The organism is Moorena sp. SIO3A2, assembly GCF_010672265.1.
GTDB lineage: Bacteria > Cyanobacteriota > Cyanobacteriia > Cyanobacteriales > Coleofasciculaceae > Moorena > Moorena producens.
The window spans coordinates 82,759-101,303 of sequence record NZ_JAAHHC010000007.1 but is presented as its reverse complement, the minus strand read 5'-3'; the positions used below and the strand labels follow the sequence as shown (position 1 = coordinate 101,303).

Annotated in this window: 18 protein-coding genes and 2 tRNA genes; 12 read left to right on the top strand and 8 right to left on the bottom strand. The window is 44.0% G+C overall.

The window, feature by feature from the left end:
* Positions 1-1,731 carry a sensor histidine kinase gene (locus F6K64_RS09850; protein ID WP_044492597.1) on the bottom strand — a complete coding sequence of 577 codons (1,731 nt, stop codon included), beginning with the start codon at positions 1,729-1,731 and terminating at the stop codon, positions 1-3.
* 302 nt (positions 1,732-2,033) lie between these two features.
* Here F6K64_RS09850 and F6K64_RS09845 point away from each other — a divergent pair, with 302 nt between their 5' ends.
* The 3 genes from F6K64_RS09845 to F6K64_RS09835 all read left to right on the top strand — a co-directional run bounded on the left by F6K64_RS09845 (position 2,034) and on the right by F6K64_RS09835 (position 5,749).
* Positions 2,034-3,218, top strand: coding sequence for an NAD(P)H-quinone oxidoreductase subunit H (locus F6K64_RS09845; RefSeq protein WP_008182046.1), 1,185 nt, complete (start codon positions 2,034-2,036; stop codon positions 3,216-3,218).
* Positions 3,219-3,580: 362 nt separating this feature from the next.
* On the top strand, positions 3,581-3,925 hold the full coding sequence (locus F6K64_RS09840) for a hypothetical protein (RefSeq protein WP_008182045.1): 345 nt from the start codon (positions 3,581-3,583) through the stop codon (positions 3,923-3,925).
* 555 nt (positions 3,926-4,480) lie between these two features.
* Positions 4,481-5,749, top strand: a complete 1,269-nt coding sequence (locus F6K64_RS09835) for an MFS transporter (RefSeq protein ID WP_008182044.1) — start codon at positions 4,481-4,483, stop codon at positions 5,747-5,749.
* A gap of 9 nt (positions 5,750-5,758) precedes the next feature.
* On the opposite strand, the gene F6K64_RS09830 is transcribed toward F6K64_RS09835, so the two are convergent.
* Positions 5,759-5,832, bottom strand: a tRNA-Arg gene (locus tag F6K64_RS09830).
* 75 nt (positions 5,833-5,907) lie between these two features.
* On the opposite strand from F6K64_RS09830, the gene moaC reads away from it, so the two are divergent.
* Positions 5,908-6,402, top strand: a complete 495-nt coding sequence (gene moaC / locus F6K64_RS09825) for a cyclic pyranopterin monophosphate synthase MoaC (RefSeq protein ID WP_008182043.1) — start codon at positions 5,908-5,910, stop codon at positions 6,400-6,402.
* A 102-nt stretch (positions 6,403-6,504) separates the two neighbouring features.
* On the opposite strand, the gene moaB is transcribed toward moaC, so the two are convergent.
* On the bottom strand, positions 6,505-7,026 hold the full coding sequence (gene moaB / locus F6K64_RS09820) for a molybdenum cofactor biosynthesis protein B (RefSeq protein WP_008182042.1): 522 nt from the start codon (positions 7,024-7,026) through the stop codon (positions 6,505-6,507).
* 92 nt (positions 7,027-7,118) lie between these two features.
* On the opposite strand from moaB, the gene F6K64_RS09815 reads away from it, so the two are divergent.
* The gene (locus F6K64_RS09815) at positions 7,119-7,397 is read left to right on the top strand and encodes a 2TM domain-containing protein (RefSeq protein ID WP_008182041.1); all 279 of its coding nucleotides are present in this window, start codon (positions 7,119-7,121) and stop codon (positions 7,395-7,397) included.
* Between the two features lie 238 nt (positions 7,398-7,635).
* Positions 7,636-7,950 (top strand): DUF3181 family protein, encoded by a 315-nt coding sequence (locus F6K64_RS09810; protein ID WP_008182040.1) that lies wholly within the window; start codon positions 7,636-7,638, stop codon positions 7,948-7,950.
* Positions 7,951-8,086: 136 nt separating this feature from the next.
* Here the strand turns inward: F6K64_RS09810 and fba are convergent, their stop codons facing one another.
* The 3 genes from fba to F6K64_RS09795 form a co-directional block, all read right to left on the bottom strand.
* On the bottom strand, positions 8,087-9,166 hold the full coding sequence (gene fba, locus F6K64_RS09805; RefSeq protein WP_008182039.1) for a class II fructose-bisphosphate aldolase: 1,080 nt from the start codon (positions 9,164-9,166) through the stop codon (positions 8,087-8,089).
* 542 nt (positions 9,167-9,708) lie between these two features.
* Positions 9,709-9,780: transfer RNA gene (locus F6K64_RS09800), tRNA-Lys, on the bottom strand.
* Between the two features lie 66 nt (positions 9,781-9,846).
* On the bottom strand, positions 9,847-10,716 hold the full coding sequence (locus F6K64_RS09795) for an aldose epimerase family protein (RefSeq protein ID WP_287255962.1): 870 nt from the start codon (positions 10,714-10,716) through the stop codon (positions 9,847-9,849).
* Between the two features lie 84 nt (positions 10,717-10,800).
* Between F6K64_RS09795 and F6K64_RS09790 the strand changes: the two genes are divergently transcribed.
* From F6K64_RS09790 to F6K64_RS09775, 4 genes are all read left to right on the top strand, one after another.
* The gene (locus F6K64_RS09790) at positions 10,801-11,022 is read left to right on the top strand and encodes a hypothetical protein (RefSeq protein WP_131826850.1); all 222 of its coding nucleotides are present in this window, start codon (positions 10,801-10,803) and stop codon (positions 11,020-11,022) included.
* Between the two features lie 762 nt (positions 11,023-11,784).
* Positions 11,785-11,919, top strand: coding sequence for a hypothetical protein (locus tag F6K64_RS09785; RefSeq protein ID WP_267872009.1), 135 nt, complete (start codon positions 11,785-11,787; stop codon positions 11,917-11,919).
* Between the two features lie 424 nt (positions 11,920-12,343).
* Complete coding sequence (locus tag F6K64_RS09780) at positions 12,344-12,559, top strand: hypothetical protein (protein ID WP_008182037.1); 216 nt, start codon at positions 12,344-12,346, stop codon at positions 12,557-12,559.
* Positions 12,560-12,700: 141 nt separating this feature from the next.
* Positions 12,701-13,012 carry a DUF6679 family protein gene (locus F6K64_RS09775; RefSeq protein ID WP_008182036.1) on the top strand — a complete coding sequence of 104 codons (312 nt, stop codon included), beginning with the start codon at positions 12,701-12,703 and terminating at the stop codon, positions 13,010-13,012.
* Positions 13,013-13,383: 371 nt separating this feature from the next.
* On the opposite strand, the gene F6K64_RS09770 is transcribed toward F6K64_RS09775, so the two are convergent.
* Together F6K64_RS09770 and F6K64_RS38830 are read right to left on the bottom strand one after the other, a co-directional pair.
* Positions 13,384-15,015, bottom strand: a complete 1,632-nt coding sequence (locus F6K64_RS09770; RefSeq protein WP_008182035.1) for an MBL fold metallo-hydrolase — start codon at positions 15,013-15,015, stop codon at positions 13,384-13,386.
* Positions 15,016-15,657: 642 nt separating this feature from the next.
* Entirely contained in the window at positions 15,658-15,780 is a 123-nt protein-coding gene (locus tag F6K64_RS38830) for a DUF8629 family protein (protein ID WP_044492584.1), read from the bottom strand.
* 607 nt (positions 15,781-16,387) lie between these two features.
* On the opposite strand from F6K64_RS38830, the gene F6K64_RS09765 reads away from it, so the two are divergent.
* Positions 16,388-17,440 (top strand): ABC transporter substrate-binding protein, encoded by a 1,053-nt coding sequence (locus F6K64_RS09765; RefSeq protein WP_008182034.1) that lies wholly within the window; start codon positions 16,388-16,390, stop codon positions 17,438-17,440.
* Between the two features lie 306 nt (positions 17,441-17,746).
* Entirely contained in the window at positions 17,747-18,505 is a 759-nt protein-coding gene (locus F6K64_RS09760) for an ABC transporter ATP-binding protein (protein ID WP_008182033.1), read from the top strand.
* Positions 18,506-18,545 lie beyond the last annotated feature (40 nt).

The window sequence follows — 18,545 nt, the reverse complement described above, 5'->3', positions numbered from 1 at the left end:
TTAACCAATCCCAGGCAATGGTGTCTTAGCCAGGTCAGCTAACGGTAAAAATACTGTCATCACCTCACCCTGTTGGGGTCGTTGCTTAACAATTAGTTTGCCCCCCAACGCCTGGAATAGATTTTTGGTCACATTCAAATTCAAACTGATACTACCCGTTTCTGGCTGGAAAGTCAGCAGCTGACCAAGGGACTTCAATGTCGGGCAATGGTCGTCAGCAATTGTTTCGTGATTAATCTGAGACTGGAATTGTAACTTCAGCTGGTTTCCAGCAGGTGTAACCTGTAACTGGATGTGACCCCCTGTTGGAATAGACCGGGTGAAATTTTCCATCAAGCCAGTTAGCACCTGATCTAGCAAGGCGGGATGACTGACCACTGTTGGCAACTGTTGCGGTAAGACTACATCTAGGGTTAAATTACGTCGCTGTGCTTGTTTTTGCCAGCGGGGGATGCTGTTGTGAAAAACCCGAGCCAGAGATATACAGGTCAGGCTAACAGGGGTTTGCTTGGCTGCCGTTGTTTCTAATTCTACTGCCCGGAAAATCAACTCCATGCGGTTGATTTGTTCGCTACACTCATGGTCAATAATTTCTATACGCCGCATGACTTCTGGAGGCAAGTCACGACGTCTAAGCAGTAGTTTAGTCAGGGTGTGAATTGTAGTTAGGGGTGTCCGGATTTCATGGGTCAGAGCTCGGAGCAGCTCAACGTCAGGTGTAGCTTCAGAATTTTCTTTTGGGTGAACAGCAGAGATTCTAGGAAAGCCTCGCGCTTCATTTTTCACCAATCGTTGCCAGTTAGGCTCCTGTACTTTCTGTTTCTTGGCAAAGGGTGTACTAGAAGACCCATTTTGTGAGTGACTACCAGTTTTGACCCTATCCCTCTGATGCTGAGGTTGTCTTGGCTGAACCATTGTTGACTCGGATATTGTAACCGGTATAGTCTGGCTCAGTTCTACTGAAGGCAGTTCTGGTAAATTCTCCAGAAGCCCACGACCAAAGTTCATTACAATGCGGTAATCGGGGGGCTTTGGCACAAATTTTTCCATTAAAGCTTCCAACTGCTTGAGATGATGAGAACTGCTCAGTAATAGTCTATGGCGCAGTGATGCCCAAACATGTTGGATATCCTCTGGGTCAAAGGAGAATTGAAAGCCTGGAACGCCAAAGTGGTCTTTCCCAGAGACCATGACTAAGCTAAAGTCTTTAGTAAAAACTAAACAAAACTGCTCGTTAGCTAAGGGGTCTCCTGGAAACAGGGGTAACCTGTAGGTCGTATTTTGTACAAAAGGAGTAGTATCAGGTTGAGCCGGAGGTAGCTGGAAGGGCATAAAAGCCCAAGGATTCAAGGCGTCGTTCGTAAAAATCCCAGTCTCGAAACTTGCCAGTAGCTCTCGATCACTTAAGACTGGAGCAGGACCAGCTATAATTAGTCCTTGCTTCGACGAGTGTTCGGGATTATGGCTTGTTGATCGGTTGCCTGAAACCCCTGGCAACAGCAACTGTTCCAAGGTAGCGATCGCACTTTGCCATTCCCGTTGAGCTTTAGCTGCTGCTGCCCTATGCTTAGGGCTAGCCGCTTCTCTTGTTCTGCGACAGCTAGCACCTACTGAGCAAGTGTCAATCACAGTTGCTTGCTCTACTGAAACAGTAACCTTGTCATCGCTTTCAATTAATTCCTGTTGGGATAAAATTTCACTTATACTTGGTAATAACCACCTTGGCACCACAATCCACCCCCGATGCACAGCTAGTGCAGTAATTCAAACTATCAACTCCTTTGATAAAGATGGTAATGTGATTGCTGATAGTTTAAGGATCGTAGAACCGAACTTCTACGTAGCAATTCCCGTTAACCTAAGCATTGGAAAGAAGGAGCTTAAACAGAAATTAACAGTTTGAATTAAAAATATCAAATTGTTCTTGCATTGTTAGAGTTAACAACATACACTACCTATCTGCCTCTGTTTTGGTAAGCTAATAGCTAGCGGCTAACAGCTAGCAGCTAACAGTTGGGGCAATTAATCAAAATATGGCAAAGATCGAGACCAGAACCGAACCCATGGTGATCAACATGGGTCCCCACCATCCCTCCATGCATGGCGTTCTCCGCTTAATTGTCACCCTAGATGGGGAGGATGTGATAGATTGTGAGCCGGTAATTGGCTACCTGCACCGAGGCATGGAGAAAATTGCCGAGAATCGCACTAACATTATGTATGTCCCTTACGTGAGCCGATGGGACTATGCAGCAGGGATGTTCAACGAGGCAATTACAGTCAATGCCCCAGAGAAATTAGCAGATATTCCGGTACCCAAACGTGCCAGCTACATCCGCGTGATCATGCTGGAGTTGAATCGGATTGCCAATCACCTGCTGTGGCTTGGACCATTCCTAGCAGATGTGGGTGCCCAAACCCCATTCTTCTACATCTTCCGGGAACGGGAGATGATTTATGACCTATGGGAAGCTGCCAGTGGACAACGGTTAATTAACAACAACTACTTCCGTATTGGTGGAGTTGCTGTTGACCTACCCTATGGATGGATAGATAAGTGCGAAGACTTCTGTGACTACTTTGACCCTAAAGTTGATGAGTACGAACGGTTAATCACCAACAACCCTATCTTCCGCCGCCGAGTTGAAGGTGTCGGTACCATTAGTCGGGAAGAAGCCATTAACTGGGGACTTTCTGGCCCGATGCTACGAGGTTCTGGAGTCAAGTGGGATTTGCGCAAAGTTGACCACTACGAATGCTACGACGACTTCGATTGGGAAGTACACTGGGAAACCGGGGGTGATTGTTTTGCCCGGTATGTGGTGCGGATTAGGGAAATGCGGGAGTCCGTTAAGATTATCCGTCAAGCCTTAAAAGCACTTCCCGGTGGTCCTTACGAAAACCTAGAAGCCAAGCGGATGGCAGAGGGTCGCAAATCCCAGTGGAACGACTTCGATTATCAGTTCATGGGCAAGAAAATTGCCCCTACCTTCAAGATTCCCAAGGGCGAACACTATGTCCGTCTTGAGTCTGGGAAAGGAGAACTAGGAATTTTCATTATTGGTGATAATAATGTCTTTCCTTGGCGTTGGAAGATTCGTCCAGCCGATTTCAATAACTTACAGATTCTGCCCCATATCCTCAGAGGAGTCAAAGTTGCCGATATTATGGCGATTCTCGGTAGTATTGACATTATTATGGGGTCAGTAGACCGTTAAATTAGGTTAATGGTTCTAGGTAATAGGCTCTAGGTTTTAGACTAAGCGGGGGCAACGTTAGTTAGCTCCGCCTCAAGGACGGAAGCTCTCAACTAGCCGTCTTTTAGCATTAGCCGTCAGCTATCAGCCGTCAGCTATCAGCCGTCAGCCTTTGGTCTTGGTATTTGGTTGATAGCTGATAGCTGATAGCTTACCATTAGCCTCATATCTAGAAGTTAGGCAGCTAAGATTATCGGCTATTCCTCCTATTCTTTGCTAAACTAGGAGGAATTTTTGATTTTTTGTGAAACTGTGATGTTAAGACAGCATTTAGGGAATTCTAGGAATGTAGCTCCAAAGACTGAATAGTCAACTTGCTGTCTATGAGTGAAAATCCCCCACCTATTAAAGTATTACGTCAGCGCCATGTAGGCTGGGATAAGCCTACCGAGGAAAATCTCAAAACTATTAAAACTATTGAGTTGTTATGGCGTAATTTGTTCGAGGCAATTTTTGATCCCATTGAAGATAACTGGTTAGAGCATTGGGAAAAGCTATACAAAACCATTCTAGAGGTTTGTTCTGATAACGAAGAGCGCCGCATTACTCTAGTCTACCTGAGCAATGTTAAGGATTTGACAAAAGAAGCTAGGGAATGGAAAATGTTGGTGACTTACCTGGAGAATACTAAAGACTGGGCTAGAAAATCGATTATTAGAGGCTCGTGAACCGTAAAATAAAATAGTGAAAATGGTGACCCTTCGCGTAAGCCAAAGGCTTGCTCAAAATTATCCTTGATACAGTAAAACCTGTAAAGGTGCTAACAGCAAGACCCCTATCCCTTCTACAAACGCTTTCGGGAATACTTTTGTGATCATATTAAGCGCTCCATTATGGGCTACCGGTAGCCAAGCTTGACCTGAGTTGTTGCTGCGTTCGCGTAGCGGCTCTTTCAGAGCATCGCAATCCTAATTAATTTGTGAACAATAATAGGTCATGAGATTCTTCCCCCAACCCCGATCACCGCATCACCCGATCACCCTATCTAAGCCTCTGGGCAAAATGTTAAGAAGAGTAAACTAGAGAAGTAGTATAAAGTCCAGTTAATTACTTCCCAAATAGTCCCCGGATTTTTGGCTGTTCGCGCTTTGGCTTACAGGTAATTGTCAATTACCTGTAAGCCAAAGCGCAAATAGTCATTACCCGATAAGGACTATGATGATTAGTCAACCGGATTTTATCTAACTATCTCAAGTGCCAGTTTTCTCAGGATTATAGAGCGCGTGAAAGTTTTTCAGACCCTGGAAGGGCAGCAACGCCAAAGTTTGCTGATTTTATTTACTGTTGGTCTGTTGTTTTGGTCAAGCTTAACGTCTTTGTCGCCAACGCTGCCACAATATATTGAAGACGTGGGTGGTACCAAGCAACAGGTAGGGTTAGTAATGGGTTGCTTTGCCATTGGTCTGTTGCTGTTTAGAAACCCACTGGGGCGTATGGCAGACCTGCGCAGTCGCAAGTTGGTAGTAATTATTGGTACTATCGCTGTCGCTCTAGCGCCTTTGGGCTATCTATTTACCCAGTCGATTAGCCTGTTGATGCTGGTTCGAATGTTTCATGGCATCAGTATTGCAGCCTTTACCATCGGTTATCTGGCTCTAGTCACCGATTTGTCCCCTGTTGACAAGCGAGGTGAGTTAATTGGTTACATGAGTTTGGCAACACCGATTGGTTTAGGTCTCGGACCTGCGCTGGGGGGTTTTCTACAACAAGAGGTTAGCTACACTGTTTTATTCTTAGTGTCTGCAGCTCTAGGTGGGCTGGGTGTGCTGTTAGGGAGTCAGATTCGTGAACCAATCAGGCATGCTAAACAAAAGCCGAGAAAATCAGAATCTTGGTTAAACTCGAGTTGGCAGCTATTGGTCAAACTATGGGAGCTGTTAAGCAGCCCTCCTCTTGGAATTCCAGCTTTGGTCATGCTGTTGTTCGGTATAGTATTTGGAACAAAAGTTAGCTTTGTCTCTCTGTTTATTCGAGAGACTGGTATTAATCTCAATCCAGGATTGTTTTTCACAGCTACTGCGATCGCTAGTTTTGTGATTCGTGCATTAACTGGTCAGGCATCTGATCGGTATGGACGAGGAGTATTTATCACCGCTAGTGTGGTTTGCTATATCATCTCAATGTTGATGATTTCCCAGGCTGAAACCGGAGTTGGATTTTTACTAGCTGGTTTATTAGAAGGAGCTGGCACTGGACTATTCATACCGATGATGACTGCTTTGATGGCTGACCGCTCCTCTGCTGATCAACGGGGTCAGGTATTCGCTGTCTGCATTAGTGGGTTTGATTTAGGGATTGGTCTAGCTGGGCCGATCTTTGGTTATTTCGCTGACCTCTTAGGATATCGAGGGATTTTTTCCTGTGGTGCTGGTATAGCATTTTTGGCACTGATTATCTTTATGACCCAGTCCAACAAAAATTTATCCCGTTCCCTCAGATTTGCCATCGGTCGTGAACGGGATTTATATGCTGTAGATACTATAATGTCTTAGCTTATTAAACGGGCTAGGAGGGATTCGAACCCCCGACACCGTGGTCCGTAGCCACGTGCTCTAGTCCACTGAGCTACAAGCCCTTAACTGCTGCCACTTTTCTGTGGGTCAACAGTTACTTATCATAACACATAGATCAAAAATTTTGCAATACTCTTGTGGAAATCAATCGCTCGCTATCCCATCTCGATAGTCAAGGTCAAGCTCAGATGGTCGATGTTTCTGGCAAAGAGCTTACGAAGCGTCAGGCAGTAGCCGCTGCTCAGGTACGGATGAAAACCACAACCTTCAACACTATCCAAGCTGGTAATGCCCCCAAGGGTGATGTCTTAGGAACCGCTAGGCTGGCTGGGATTATGGCAGCAAAGCAAACGTCCCAACTGATTCCTTTGTGTCATCCCTTGCCCTTGCACAAGATAGAAGTTCAAATTGAACCTAACCCCCAACTACCGGGATACCAGATTCAGGCATCTGTGACTACTAAAGCTGAAACTGGTGTCGAAATGGAAGCACTAACAGCAGTTTCTGTTGCGGCTTTGACCCTTTACGATATGGCCAAAGCGTTGGAAAAGTCTATCGAGATTCAATCGATTCGCCTGTTGAGTAAGACCGGAGGTAAATCCGGGGATTACCAAATCTCAGGGGATTGCTAAGTTAAGGAATCAGCTCAAGTCAAGTTGGGTCAGCACTTAGCACTGATCCACTGAGGCACTCAGTTGCCAATTACCGTTTGAACAGGAAATCTATGGCTCAGATTAGGTTTCTCGCAAACGTGGCATCAGTTCCACAAGATTACAGGGGGAATTTCCCAAATCGAGCTGGTCTTTGATAATCTGCTCCCAACCTGTTCGACAAGCTCCAGAAGACCCAGGCAGACAAAAGATGTATGTTCCGTTAGCCACACCAGCCAGGGCACGAGATTGGATAGTAGAAGTCTTAATCTCTTGGTAGGAAATCATGCGGAAAATTTCACCAAAGCCCTGGATTTCCTTATCCAGGAGGGGTTGAATCGCTTCTGGTGTACCATCTCGACCAGTAACACCAGTTCCTCCTGTAGTCAAGACTACCTGTACGGATTCGTCAGCAATCCATCGGGAAACCACCTCACGGATTTTGTAGATGTTGTCTGGAACAAGAACCTTTTCCGCTAAGTGATGCCCCGCCTGGGTTAAACTCTCAACCAGCAGCTTACCGGACTTATCCGTGGCTTCGGTACGGGAATCGGACACCGTCATCACTGCAATCTTTAAAGGAACAAACTGTTTGGTTCGGATCATCTTCAATCCAACATTAGGTTCTAAAATTAAATTAACTGACTAGGGTTGGTATCAGACCAAGCCGTTACACAACTAAAAACTGACAAATATCTATGCCTCCTCGTTGGCCTCGTAAACCTGATCGACGTGATCCAGCCTACCGTCGTCTAGATGACCGCATGAACTTTGCTGTACATGTGGCAATTTTTGCTGCTTGTAATTCCGGAGTGTGGTTCTTCAAAACTATACAGTATGCTCAATGGACTTGGGCATACTGGTTTACTGGTCTGTGGGGATTGATTTTAGTAGGGCATGGGGTTTATATATTTGCGATCGCAAACTATACCCCCCTGCCTACTCAAGAACCTCCAACCGAATCCCCTCAAGGATGAAATCACCCAAGATAATTGTAGTAATTGATTTTCGGTTGACTGTTGACGGTTAACGGTTGACGGTTAACTGTTGACGGTTAACTGAAAGCCAGCAAATAAACTCGGCTCTTTTAATTCAAGGTGATGAGCCAACTGTTTTGAGGGAAAATTTAAACTTTAAACCTTTAACTTTAAACCTTCAACTTTAAACCTTCCTTAGATATCCCAACATGCAATTAATTAGAAACAGCTAATTACCATGGCTAATCCAACTTCTACAGAAGCAATCGAAACTCTCGCTGCTGAAATTGGCGACAAGGTATATATTGATGTAGCCAAGTGGCATCTTTACCTCAGGGATGCCCATCTACATACCACTTTGGCTGAACAATTTTATCCCCTATTAATCGGTAACACTAATACAATCACAGAAGACCAGATGATGCCAATCCTGCAAAGCATTCAGGTGAAGCTAGGTGGTGGTAAACGGCAAGTTCCCCTAGCAGATTTGCTACCCATGCAGTGTCAGATGGATCTAATCGATATTCTCGAAGAGTATCAAAGACAGCTGTAAGTGTCTGAAAATAGGCAATTTTAAAATAACTAATCACTAATAACAAAAAATTGGGTAACTTGAACAGCTACCCAAATAATTCTGCTTGTTCTTGGTTCACCAAAACAGCAAAGGTTTTCCTGTGAAGCGTGAAAAACTAGGCAGTTACAGCTTTTTTCGCCACAGCACTTAACTCACCGTTGGCATACTTAGTTGCAAAAACATCGATAGTCGCTTGCTTGATCTTGCTAGCATTACCAGCAGTACCAAAGGCTTCGTAACGCTTCAAGCAAACCTGCTTCATATACTTGATAGAAGGCTTGAGGAAGTGACGGGGGTCAAAGTTAGAAGGATCTTTGGCAGCAGCTTCCCGGATAGCAGCAGTAATAGCCAAGCGGTTGTCGGTGTCGATGTTAACCTTACGGACACCGCTCTTAATACCCTTTTGAATTTCTTCAAGGGGTACACCATAGGTTTCAGGAATAGAACCACCGTACTGGTTGATCATGTCAAGCCACTCTTGAGGCACAGATGAGGAACCGTGCATCACCAAGTGAGTGTTAGGCAGACGGTTATGAATTTCTTCAATGCGACTAATGGCAAGAATTTCTCCAGTCGGCTTGCGGGTGAACTTGTAAGCACCGTGGCTAGTACCAATAGCTACAGCTAGAGCATCAACTTGGGTGCGCTCAACAAATTCAACTGCTTCGTCGGGGTCGGTCAATAGTTGGTCGCGAGTCAGAGTTCCTTCAAATCCGTGACCATCTTCTTTGTCACCTTTACCGGTTTCCAGTGAACCTAGGCAACCCAGTTCCCCTTCAACACTAACACCGATAGCATGGGCAACTTTTACTACTTCGGCAGTAACACTGACGTTGTAATCGAAGCTGGCTGGAGTCTTAGCATCAGCTTCCAAGGAGCCATCCATCATCACACTGGTGAAGCCATTACGAATTGCCGAATAGCAGGTGGCTGGGCTATTGCCATGGTCTTGGTGCATGGCAATGGGAATATGAGGGTAGGATTCCACCGCTGCTGTGACCAGATGGCGGAGGAAGTTCTCACCTGCATATTTGCGGGCACCACGAGAAGCTTGTAAGATTACCGGACTATCCGCTTCTTCAGCAGCCTGCATGATAGACAGGATTTGTTCCATGTTGTTAACGTTGTATGCTGGAATCCCGTAGCCGTTCTCAGCTGCGTGATCCAACAGTAGCCGCATGGGTACAAGTGCCATATTATATTCCTCCTAACTTTGTTTGTTAGCTATTCCGGCGAGAAGCCTCACGTCTGACACTCCCTAGTGACTCGTGAACAGAATCGCCAGTCCAGACATGTAAATCTAGTTGCTTCTAGACAGCGATGCAGCGAGGTCTTGGGGGAAACCCCCATGAGCGACTGCATCAAGACAGGTTAATTCTTTAGATAATCTTAAGATATTTTGCAGCTTTTATTCAAATTTCTTAATTAGATCATCTAGAGAAAGCTGAATCTATAAAACTTGACAAAAATCCCCAAATATAGAAAATAATCCCCAACCACCCCTGGGTAAAATCTGGATAAACAGTAAAGTATAGGTAGTTTTGCTATTATTTTTGATAATAGCTCCTAACCTTTCTGATTGGAACAATAATTTAAGCTTCGTTGGCGAGTGCGGGTTCTGACAAGCCCAGGAAGTATCCCTCTTAAACCACAGAGGTGGTCAACTGTTTATCTTGTACCTAGTACCTAGAATTTGTATCGATAGAGATATACGGCTATCTAAAAGTTAGGTCAAAATGGGTCGCCCGGGACTCGAACCCGGAACTAATCGGTTAAAAGCCGAGTACTCTACCATTGAGTTAGCGACCCGGTAAGCTTTTATCAAACATACCTTTACTAAGAATATCACATTGATAAGGAAATGTCTAGGGAAATTTAGAAAAATTTCGCCGTTAGCCTCACCGATGTCTCACTACTCTCTCCGGGAGCTAAGTGAGTTAAATTTTCTCCAGTGTTAAGAGCGTTACGGGGAGCACTCCAAGGTTCAAGGCAATAAAAGTCCTTGCCTTGAACTGTCCAAAATACCAAGGTCGAGTAAGCGTCAGTGTAGGTCAATGCGATCGCTAATCCCCTTTCAGCATCAGTAACACTGGCCGTATTATTACTCAGTTGCCCAAACGATACATCAATTTCATCACAGCTAAAATCAAAACTGCCAGTGAAAGGATGTACTGCTTGAGTTTGCTTCTCCTGATACTCCGATGCAGGAATATCAAACTCCAGTTTAGTTTTGTCAGGTGCCAAGAAGTAGGGATGGAAACCTGTGGCAAAGGGCATCGGTTCAGCGGAATGATTCGTATAGCGCTGATCAATGTCTAGGGTGTTGCCTTTTAATCGATAGGTAAAGGTAACTTCGAAGTCAAAGGGATAGACAGAGCGAGTTTGGTCATTACTCTTGAGGGTGATAGTCAACACTGCCATCTCATTCGTTGCACTATTAGTCACCTGCCAAGGCAAATTACGGGCAAAGCCGTGTTGTTTGAGAGTATAGTCTTTGCCAAGGTATGTATAAGTATCATTAACTAAGTTCCCACAGATGGGGAAGAGGATGGGAATGCCACCCCGTACACTCAGATTGGGATCTTTAAAGCGTTCCGCATCAAGATAAAAAATCTCCTGACCTTGGATATTCCACCGAATGACAATGCCACCTCGTTCAGGAACCACTTCTAATCGAGATTGGGCATTGTGGTCAGTGAGAATGTAAGTTTCGTATTGGTCTTGAGTGCGTACGATCTCAAACACTGGCTTTTCTCCCTTACGATTTAAAATCCGATTTATCAGTCTATTGAGTGCCTAATCGCTTTTGATCACAGCAAAAGCCTATTTTTGAGTGACTCTGACTGCGATCGATGGCAGGTTGGCAGGTTGGCAGTTTTTTTTACAAAATTCATGCTTAGTGCCAAGCACGTACAGGGATTAGTATGTCACAATGATGGGTATGTGGAACCTGTAGACACCTACCAAAATGCTTGCTTCTTGAACCAGGAGGCTTTAGCCACGCCGACGTTTATAAGCAGTAGGGTTTCTCCTGCTGTATCCTATAAATAGCCAAGTCGGTGACAAACCTGACAGCTAAGAAGACTAAGGGGAACGGTATAGCTCTTTTTGAGCCAAGTTCGGTAGTAGTGTGTTTAAACCGCCACAACAGTGTGAGTCAAATCTTACTGTGAACGTTGCAAGTAGCCGGTTTTTAACCGCTTTAGCAATATCCGCTCATAATCCCCTATGTTTCAACTTGGGGGAGTTGTTAAATTCTTACTCCATTATCTGTATAAGGATGCTAGTGGAATCTGAGTTTCCAACTAAACAGGTAAGGGGTCTCCCTTTATACCCGCGCTTCATGCGCGGGAGGGGAATTACCTGGCTGAGTCTCTTGGTTTTGGTATGATAAATTGATGGCGGTTGGACTGCCGCTCAATGGCTGTGGTAAATCGATACAGGATATCGAGGAACAGTAAGTCTCATTCGTGAGTTTGAGAAGCCTACATCAAATCAAAGATTATGATGTAGGAGTAGTCACATAACTATAGAGTGACCATACCCCCAAACACCATCTCTAACAGACTACAGCACCATTGCTGGCAAGCAGGAGAAATCGGTTAGGGCGGTATAGGTTGCTGAATTAAGGGATGTAGCGCCGACCTCAGGGGGTTTCCCAAACTCGCGCTCTGCATCAAGACAATGCATAAAAACAGAAAAATAACAAGCGAGAGTTAGCCACCTAATTTATTGGGTGGACAGCGTTCCCGTAGCGTGGCCAAAGGCCAGCGCGCTGGGATTTATCAAGGGCTTTCGTGTTAAAATAGAATCGTGAGTAAGAACAAGGTTGGTCGCGTTTATATTTTGCGCTTTTCGGTGAGATTCCGGACATTTGGAGACGGGGTATATCCTACGACCATGGAACAGGCAAACAATGGAGCAAAAAGTAGTGATTTATTGCCCTGATTTGTTTGGTACAACCACTCCGAAAGCTATTGTGCAATTAAATTAAAAGTAAATCCACCGGTTAACTTTTTGTTAATCCGTTCGCGTAGCTTGGCCAAAGGCCAGGGAGGTAGGGCAGTTTTGAGTCTGCCACAACAAAAGAGACTAGACTCACTCTCTAGTAAGTTTTATAAGCGTCGTGCAGCGCGGTTTTAACCCGCGTAACGACACGACTCTTAGAATCCACGCGATTTCAATCCGTGGAGAACTCAAAATGCAGAAAAAAAGTAATCAATGACACGAGCAGCGTTAATCAACTCAAACTCAAGCTCGCTTCTAATGCAAGCTACACTCTCAAGCAATGAACATAAAAGACTATTAAGCTATTTTAATCTTTAACAAGGAATAGACAAACCCGCTTGATTCCATGTTAAGTTAACCAAAAATGATTTCAAGTCAACCCCTACCCTTTAGGGCTGGGGATACGAGGAGTGAGCTACAATTATTTATTGGTAATCCTTATAAATTCTTGGAATCTATTTTTGCTGCTGATGGCGGCTCGACAAATCAAGTAAATGGTATTTTAGTCGCCAGAGCCAACAAAAAAAGGATCTGGAGTATTCCTGCTCTGGTTGCTCAGGTTTATTTTAACCTTCCATAGTATCTCATCATCGCAATGATGGAGAGAATCCCGCCAATTCTATTCGTGGGAAGTATGTCAGAATAAAGTTGTTTCTAGAGAAACTTAACCGCTTACTTCACCAGTAAAACCAAGAGTTATCTGCAACAGGAGAAGCCGAATATGCTACACCGCAAGATTTATCAACTCTGCTGCGATGGTCGTGAGGTCTGCGTTTTCTTGCGGGATCAGCAACGTTGGATTGAACACGCCCGCATTGTTGATATCGAGGGAGATTTAGTCACAATTCGTTATGAAACAGACGAAGAGGATGAGATCAGTTCCTGGGAAGAAATGGTCCGCTTGGAAAGCATAGGCTCTGTGAGTCACAAGCTAGCTTCTGTTTTCCGAGGTAATGTTGATCCGATAGTCTCTGATGATTGTCCGGAGGCTGAACAAATTCACCCCCGCTCCCAAGACTTAAATCAGGACTAGATTATTCATTGTTAATGGACAACCAACCGTTAAGGGTGAGTAAAAACTAATCGAAAATGTCGCAGAGTCTACCAAAAACTCTTATTATTTGTTAGACTTAAATTAGGTAACACCGAAAGCGATTATTATGTAACTTAAATTAAAGCCGAAAACCAAGGGTTTAATAGTTGCGCTTAGATCCCGGTGTTATAACTTTTTTGACATTTTTATGGCGCTCGCGGGATATTCCTGAGAGCTTTGGGAGATACCCCCTGGATGCGAAAGCATCTTGCATTGGCGGACTTTGGTCTATCTTGGTAGACTTTGGTAGCTAAAAAGTATCGGAAAATTGATAACTCACAACTAGCTAGCAATTTTCCCTTAACTATTCGTTACTCAAGGGGTTCTATCCGTTCAAAAACTGGACAGTACCCCTCCAGTGTTACTTTAAAACCATAGAGAGCTGAGGCTGGATTCCAGCAGCGCTGCCCTCTTTGGTACAAACAATTACCACAACACTCGATATTAATTGGTATCTTGGCTCTGCCCCCTTGTTTGAGTAGTTCTCGTTGTGACAATCCCCGCAAGACCAGTTCTTCTCCTTGCCAGCGGGCTTCTACTAAACCAGTATCAGCGAAATTTTGCCAACGAGGATCCGTTGCGATCGCCCTTGAAAGAGTGATATAGACAAGTGTATCTAATTCATTCAACTCTCCTTCATAGTTTGTTTCCGTTGGTAGAGCAGGTCTGATAAAGGTATCACCGATGGGAAGTTCTACGAGTGTTCCTGCTGCTGGCGTATGGAGATGATATCGATTTTGTAATTCTTCCAAACCAGCAAGATCAGCGAGGTAGGTAGGAGAGCCGTGAACAAAAATCACATGTTGAGGTCGAAGATTATGAATCAACTGGGTGGTTCCCAGACAATCCCCATGTTGAGCCAGCAGATAAGTTTCAACCTTAAGAGATCCGTACTCATCGATTGGATCCAAAGATTTAAGATGTTCCGGTTGTAGGACAACCCAAGAACGGTTCTCTTGCTGCCAGTACTCCCTCCAATCCATGTTTAAGTCAGTGAGGATAATACAGGGAGATTTACCGATAGCATCTCGGTGCTGGAGATCTAACCGCCGCACCCGAGGGCGTACCCGCTCATCCCAAAACAAGGCTTGATGTCGGGCAAAATTTTGTACTGAGCTGGGAAAGTGAGACAGCAGTTCTAAGTAAGCATTACAACCAGCAGCCACGTTTCCATTGACCCAAATATCAAGGTCGCGTCCTGTAAAGTGGTGATGAGAGCGCAGGAGCATCAGGATTTCTTGACCTAGACCTAAGGTAGGCACTGGCAACACAACTGAGTTATTGGTAGCAATGGCCTGCTCAATACGCTCTACTAGTTGATTTTCTTGTTGCCGCCGATGGGGATGTCGAGCAGTGCCATAACTGCCTTCTACAATTACCACATCCGGCTGTGTCCCCCTGAGCGATTCAAGGGATAATCCCTCCACCAGCCGTGAGTTAGACAGGAAAAAGTCACCGGTGTAAAGCAGTCGGTAAGTTCGATGGCGAGTGGTGTAAGTGAGTAAAAATGCTGCTGCTCCTGGCAAGTGTCCAGCTGGGAACAATTGAGCAGTGAGTCCCTCACAGAATTCTACAGGGGTAACCCACGGGAGAGCTTGACAAAATGGGAGAATATCCTCAGGAGGCAGTTCCGGCCAGTTGAGTAGTAATAGTTGAGTCGTTACCTCACTAGCATAGATTGGTAATTGTGGAAAAGTTTGGTGAAGAGCCAGCAATCCCTGACTATGGTCTGAGTGAGCGTGGCTACACAGGACTAAATCTGCTGGTGGTATCCCATCGATCTGTAGGGGGGAAATGTCTTCTAATCCACAATCAAGGAGAATGCGGTGTGGTCCCATCTGCACCAACAAACAAACCCCTTCTGCACCATGACCAACACCGTAAGGAAAGCAGGTTAATCGGTCATCCTGATCAGAGGATGCTACTGGGCGTTGATTGCTCATGAGCTTCAACTTAGATTTTAGCTAATCCGGCTCCGTTAACCCACGTCTTACTAATCAGGGAAGGGTGAATGATTAAGCCTTGGAAGAGGCAGACAGAATGGGTGATCGCCAACGGAAAATAAGGTGAAACTATTTTTCCGTTGGCTGTATCTTCCTTGAACGGAAAATTCAACGGATTCTTCCCCAGTCAAAACAAACGTGGTAGAGTTGTGACTCCGTACCAATTTAGAGGGGTTTGTATGCTGGATATATCCTAGAGGCCACTCTGGAGTCTACGATAATCCTACACCCTACCCTTTAGGGTGGGTGTGGGGAATTCTCACCTAGTTTCCCTCCTTTCGAGGTCAGAGTCAATAGGGGATAAGGGTTGCCAAAAACATTACCACAGTAGGAAGTTAAGTAGGGAGGGATTGGTTAAGTCCCTCTAACCTCTAAGTGACGATTTCAATTTTTTGACACTCCCCATGCCAAGAAGGCAGGGGCTTGGGAAAACGCCCTTAGCCCCCTCACATTCCACGCTCTTTGGTCAGCTTCTAGCCTTTAGCCTCTGCTGTGATGCCAGATGCGTGGGTTTTTCCAAGACTACACGATGAATGCTTGTTGAAAGCTCAGCAGCTGACAGCTAAAGTAAATACTGGAAGCTTAGTGTGCAGAGCCGTTGCCGTGATAATCGTCTGAATCATAAAATCCATTCTTAGTCCCAAAAAACAGGCACAAAGCAGTAAAAGCAATTGTTAGTACCACTAAAACCAGTTTTACTTCCATTTTCTTAATAACTCCTCATGGCTGTGAGAAAAAAGCGTCACGTTCATTGTAACTCCCTCTTTCGTCCAGAACCTGCCTTCATCCCCTGCCTAAGCTGTCACGCACTTAATTTTTGGGTTGAGGCTGATGGGGAGATGGGGAAATGGAGGTGGGGAGAGGGTTTCATGGTTTGTTTCATAATATGAACAGATTTAATTTAGATGCGTGTTAGCTTAAAAGCCATGGCTACTGTAATATTTTTATATTTCTCTATGATTATATATTCTTAATTTTTTAATTAGAGCGAGTATGGTATTATTTCTATCGGTGTGTTTGTTGGGGTTTAAACGCCAAAGTGATAGTCAGCTTAGAAAAAATGGCAAGTACAAAGTACCAGCTTAGTGAGTACAGCTTAGTGAGTACAGCTTAGTGAGTACCAGCTTAGTGCGATCGCTATCGGTAGTAACTTAGGTAAATTACGCACTATCTTAGAAGCTGCTAATCGCGAACCTAGACCAAATTCAAGGTTTTTCCCTACCAGACCGTTCTAGTTTGCCTAAAGCTGCACCATTTCAAACCACCACAACCAGATCATCTCAATTACTGCTCTAGCCGGTTGAAGTTTTATATGAAAGAAATCTATAAAATTAAGCGTCGCCAATTACTTAAACTTAGCTCCATCACTCTTGGGAGTAGTGTTTTGGCAGCTTGTACTAATCAAACCTCTACACCATTAACTACAGAAAAAAAAGGTAAATTAGATAAAATAAAATTTGCTCTGGGCTGGAAAGCTGAAGCAGAGTACGGTGGTTTTTATCAGGCTGTCGCTACTGGCATTTATCAAAACTATGACCTAGATGTTGTTATACAACCAACCGGTCCTCAGAGCAATCCCACCCAATTATTACTGGGGGGAGTCGTTGATTTAAGTATGGGACAGGCTGTTGATGCTATTAGAGCAGTGCAACAAGGTATTCCCAAAATTACTGTAGCAAGTATCTTCCAAAAAGGAATACGAATTCTCTTGGCTCATCCAGGGGTAGGCAATGACTCTCTAGCACAATTAAAAGGTAAACCGATTTTTGTTGCTCCTGGAGCCATCACAACCTATTGGCCCCTACTCAAGGCAAAATACGGTTTTACAGATGACCAGAAACGCCCCTATAACTTTAATGTTAGCCCTTTTTTAGTAGAGAAAAATTCAGCCCAACAGGGAATTTTGACCTCTGAACCTTACATTATAGAAAAACAAGGAGGTTTTAAGCCCAATATATTACCCTTAGCAGATGCTGGTTATAATCCCTATACTTTCACCATTGAAACCACGAAGAAACTCGTTGAAACTAACCCGGATCTAGTTCAGCGATTTGTTGATGCGTCAATCAAAGGATGGTATAGCTATCTAGAGAATCCCGAACCAGCCAATGAGCTGATCAAAAAAGATAATCCAGAGATGAGTGATGACCTAATTGCCTATGGTCTGGATAAGCTTCAAGAGTATGGTATTATCATCTCTGGTGATGCTGAAAAACTTGGCATTGGGGCAATGACCGATGAACGCTGGGAAAGTTTGTTCAATGAGTTAGTTACCGTTGGGGTACTTGATGCCAAGACTGATTACAAACAAGCCTACACCTTAGCATTTGTCAATAAAGGAGTAAATTTTTATACAGAAAGTTAGTTAACATTTTAGTTTATTAGTTACTTTGTAGTTACTTTAATTAAGTACCGAAATAACAGCTTATTAAAAAAAAAAGTAAAATGCCGAATATATTATTTATAGACATGTTAAAATCAAATTTATTAGATATTGTTATTAGACATTAATTTATATCTAGTGATTGATAATTTAAACTATTAACGGATTGCTAATCACTGATTAGACCTCTTGCAAAAGTAGTTTTATGATAGTGTTTTTATAATTTTTTTTCCGCTGTTACCTGTTACCGACTTCTGCAAGAAGTCTATTGCTACTAACTGACAATAGATGAACCAAAAACCAGCTATTTCTCTTACCCATGTCAACAAAACTTTTGACAATGGTACTGTAGCGCTAAAAGACCTAAATCTCAACATCAATAAGTCCGAATTCATCAGTCTGGTAGGACCATCGGGATGTGGCAAGAGTACCCTGCTACGCATCATTGCTGGACTAAGCACTATGAGTTCGGGAAACATAGAATGGAGCGATCGCGCTCACCAAAAGGAGATAGCTTTTGTCTTCCAAGAAGCAGCACTAATGCCTTGGGCAACGGTAATGGGAAATGTGCGATTGCCTCTTAAATTGGCTAGGGTCTCTAAAAAAGTGGCTGATAATGCTATTAAAGAAGCGCTCCAATTAGTTGGACTGGAAAGTTTTGCCCGATCCTATCCCCGTCAACTATCCGGTGGCATGAAAATGCGAGTCTCTATTGCCAGAGCTCTTGTTACTTCTCCCAAGGTATTGCTGATGGATGAGCCCTTTGGAGCCTTGGATGATATCACCCGGACTAAGCTGAACCTGGAGTTACTTGATTTGTGGAGTAAGAAACACTGGACTGTGGTTTTTGTGACTCACAATATTTATGAAGCCGTATATCTATCCAATCGGGTGGTAGTAATGGCAGCTCGTCCAGGTCGAGTAGTGGCGGATATAACTATTGATGAACCATCACCACGTAACGAACAGTTTCGTACATCCTTAGTTTATACCAAATATTGTCAGAAGGTGGCTGAGCAGTTGTCAAAAGGGATGAATTATGAGTGATAATTTATAAATTATTATTTATAAATAAATGATAATTTAT

Bases quoted from the DNA above. Each gene is read 5' to 3' on its own strand.
- F6K64_RS09815 (WP_008182041.1), top strand. From the start codon at position 7,119: ATGCCTCCTCGTTGGCCTCGTAAACCTGATCGACGTGATCCAGCCTAC.
- moaB (WP_008182042.1), bottom strand. From the start codon at position 7,026: ATGATCCGAACCAAACAGTTTGTTCCTTTAAAGATTGCAGTGATGACG.
- F6K64_RS38830 (WP_044492584.1), bottom strand. From the start codon at position 15,780: ATGGAAGTAAAACTGGTTTTAGTGGTACTAACAATTGCTTTTACTGCT.
- F6K64_RS09840 (WP_008182045.1), top strand. From the start codon at position 3,581: ATGAGTGAAAATCCCCCACCTATTAAAGTATTACGTCAGCGCCATGTA.
- F6K64_RS09775 (WP_008182036.1), top strand. From the start codon at position 12,701: ATGCTACACCGCAAGATTTATCAACTCTGCTGCGATGGTCGTGAGGTC.
- F6K64_RS09765 (WP_008182034.1), top strand. From the start codon at position 16,388: ATGAAAGAAATCTATAAAATTAAGCGTCGCCAATTACTTAAACTTAGC.
- fba (WP_008182039.1), bottom strand. From the start codon at position 9,166: ATGGCACTTGTACCCATGCGGCTACTGTTGGATCACGCAGCTGAGAAC.
- F6K64_RS09760 (WP_008182033.1), top strand. From the start codon at position 17,747: ATGAACCAAAAACCAGCTATTTCTCTTACCCATGTCAACAAAACTTTT.
- F6K64_RS09845 (WP_008182046.1), top strand. From the start codon at position 2,034: ATGGCAAAGATCGAGACCAGAACCGAACCCATGGTGATCAACATGGGT.
- F6K64_RS09770 (WP_008182035.1), bottom strand. From the start codon at position 15,015: ATGAGCAATCAACGCCCAGTAGCATCCTCTGATCAGGATGACCGATTA.
- F6K64_RS09810 (WP_008182040.1), top strand. From the start codon at position 7,636: ATGGCTAATCCAACTTCTACAGAAGCAATCGAAACTCTCGCTGCTGAA.
- F6K64_RS09780 (WP_008182037.1), top strand. From the start codon at position 12,344: ATGATTTCAAGTCAACCCCTACCCTTTAGGGCTGGGGATACGAGGAGT.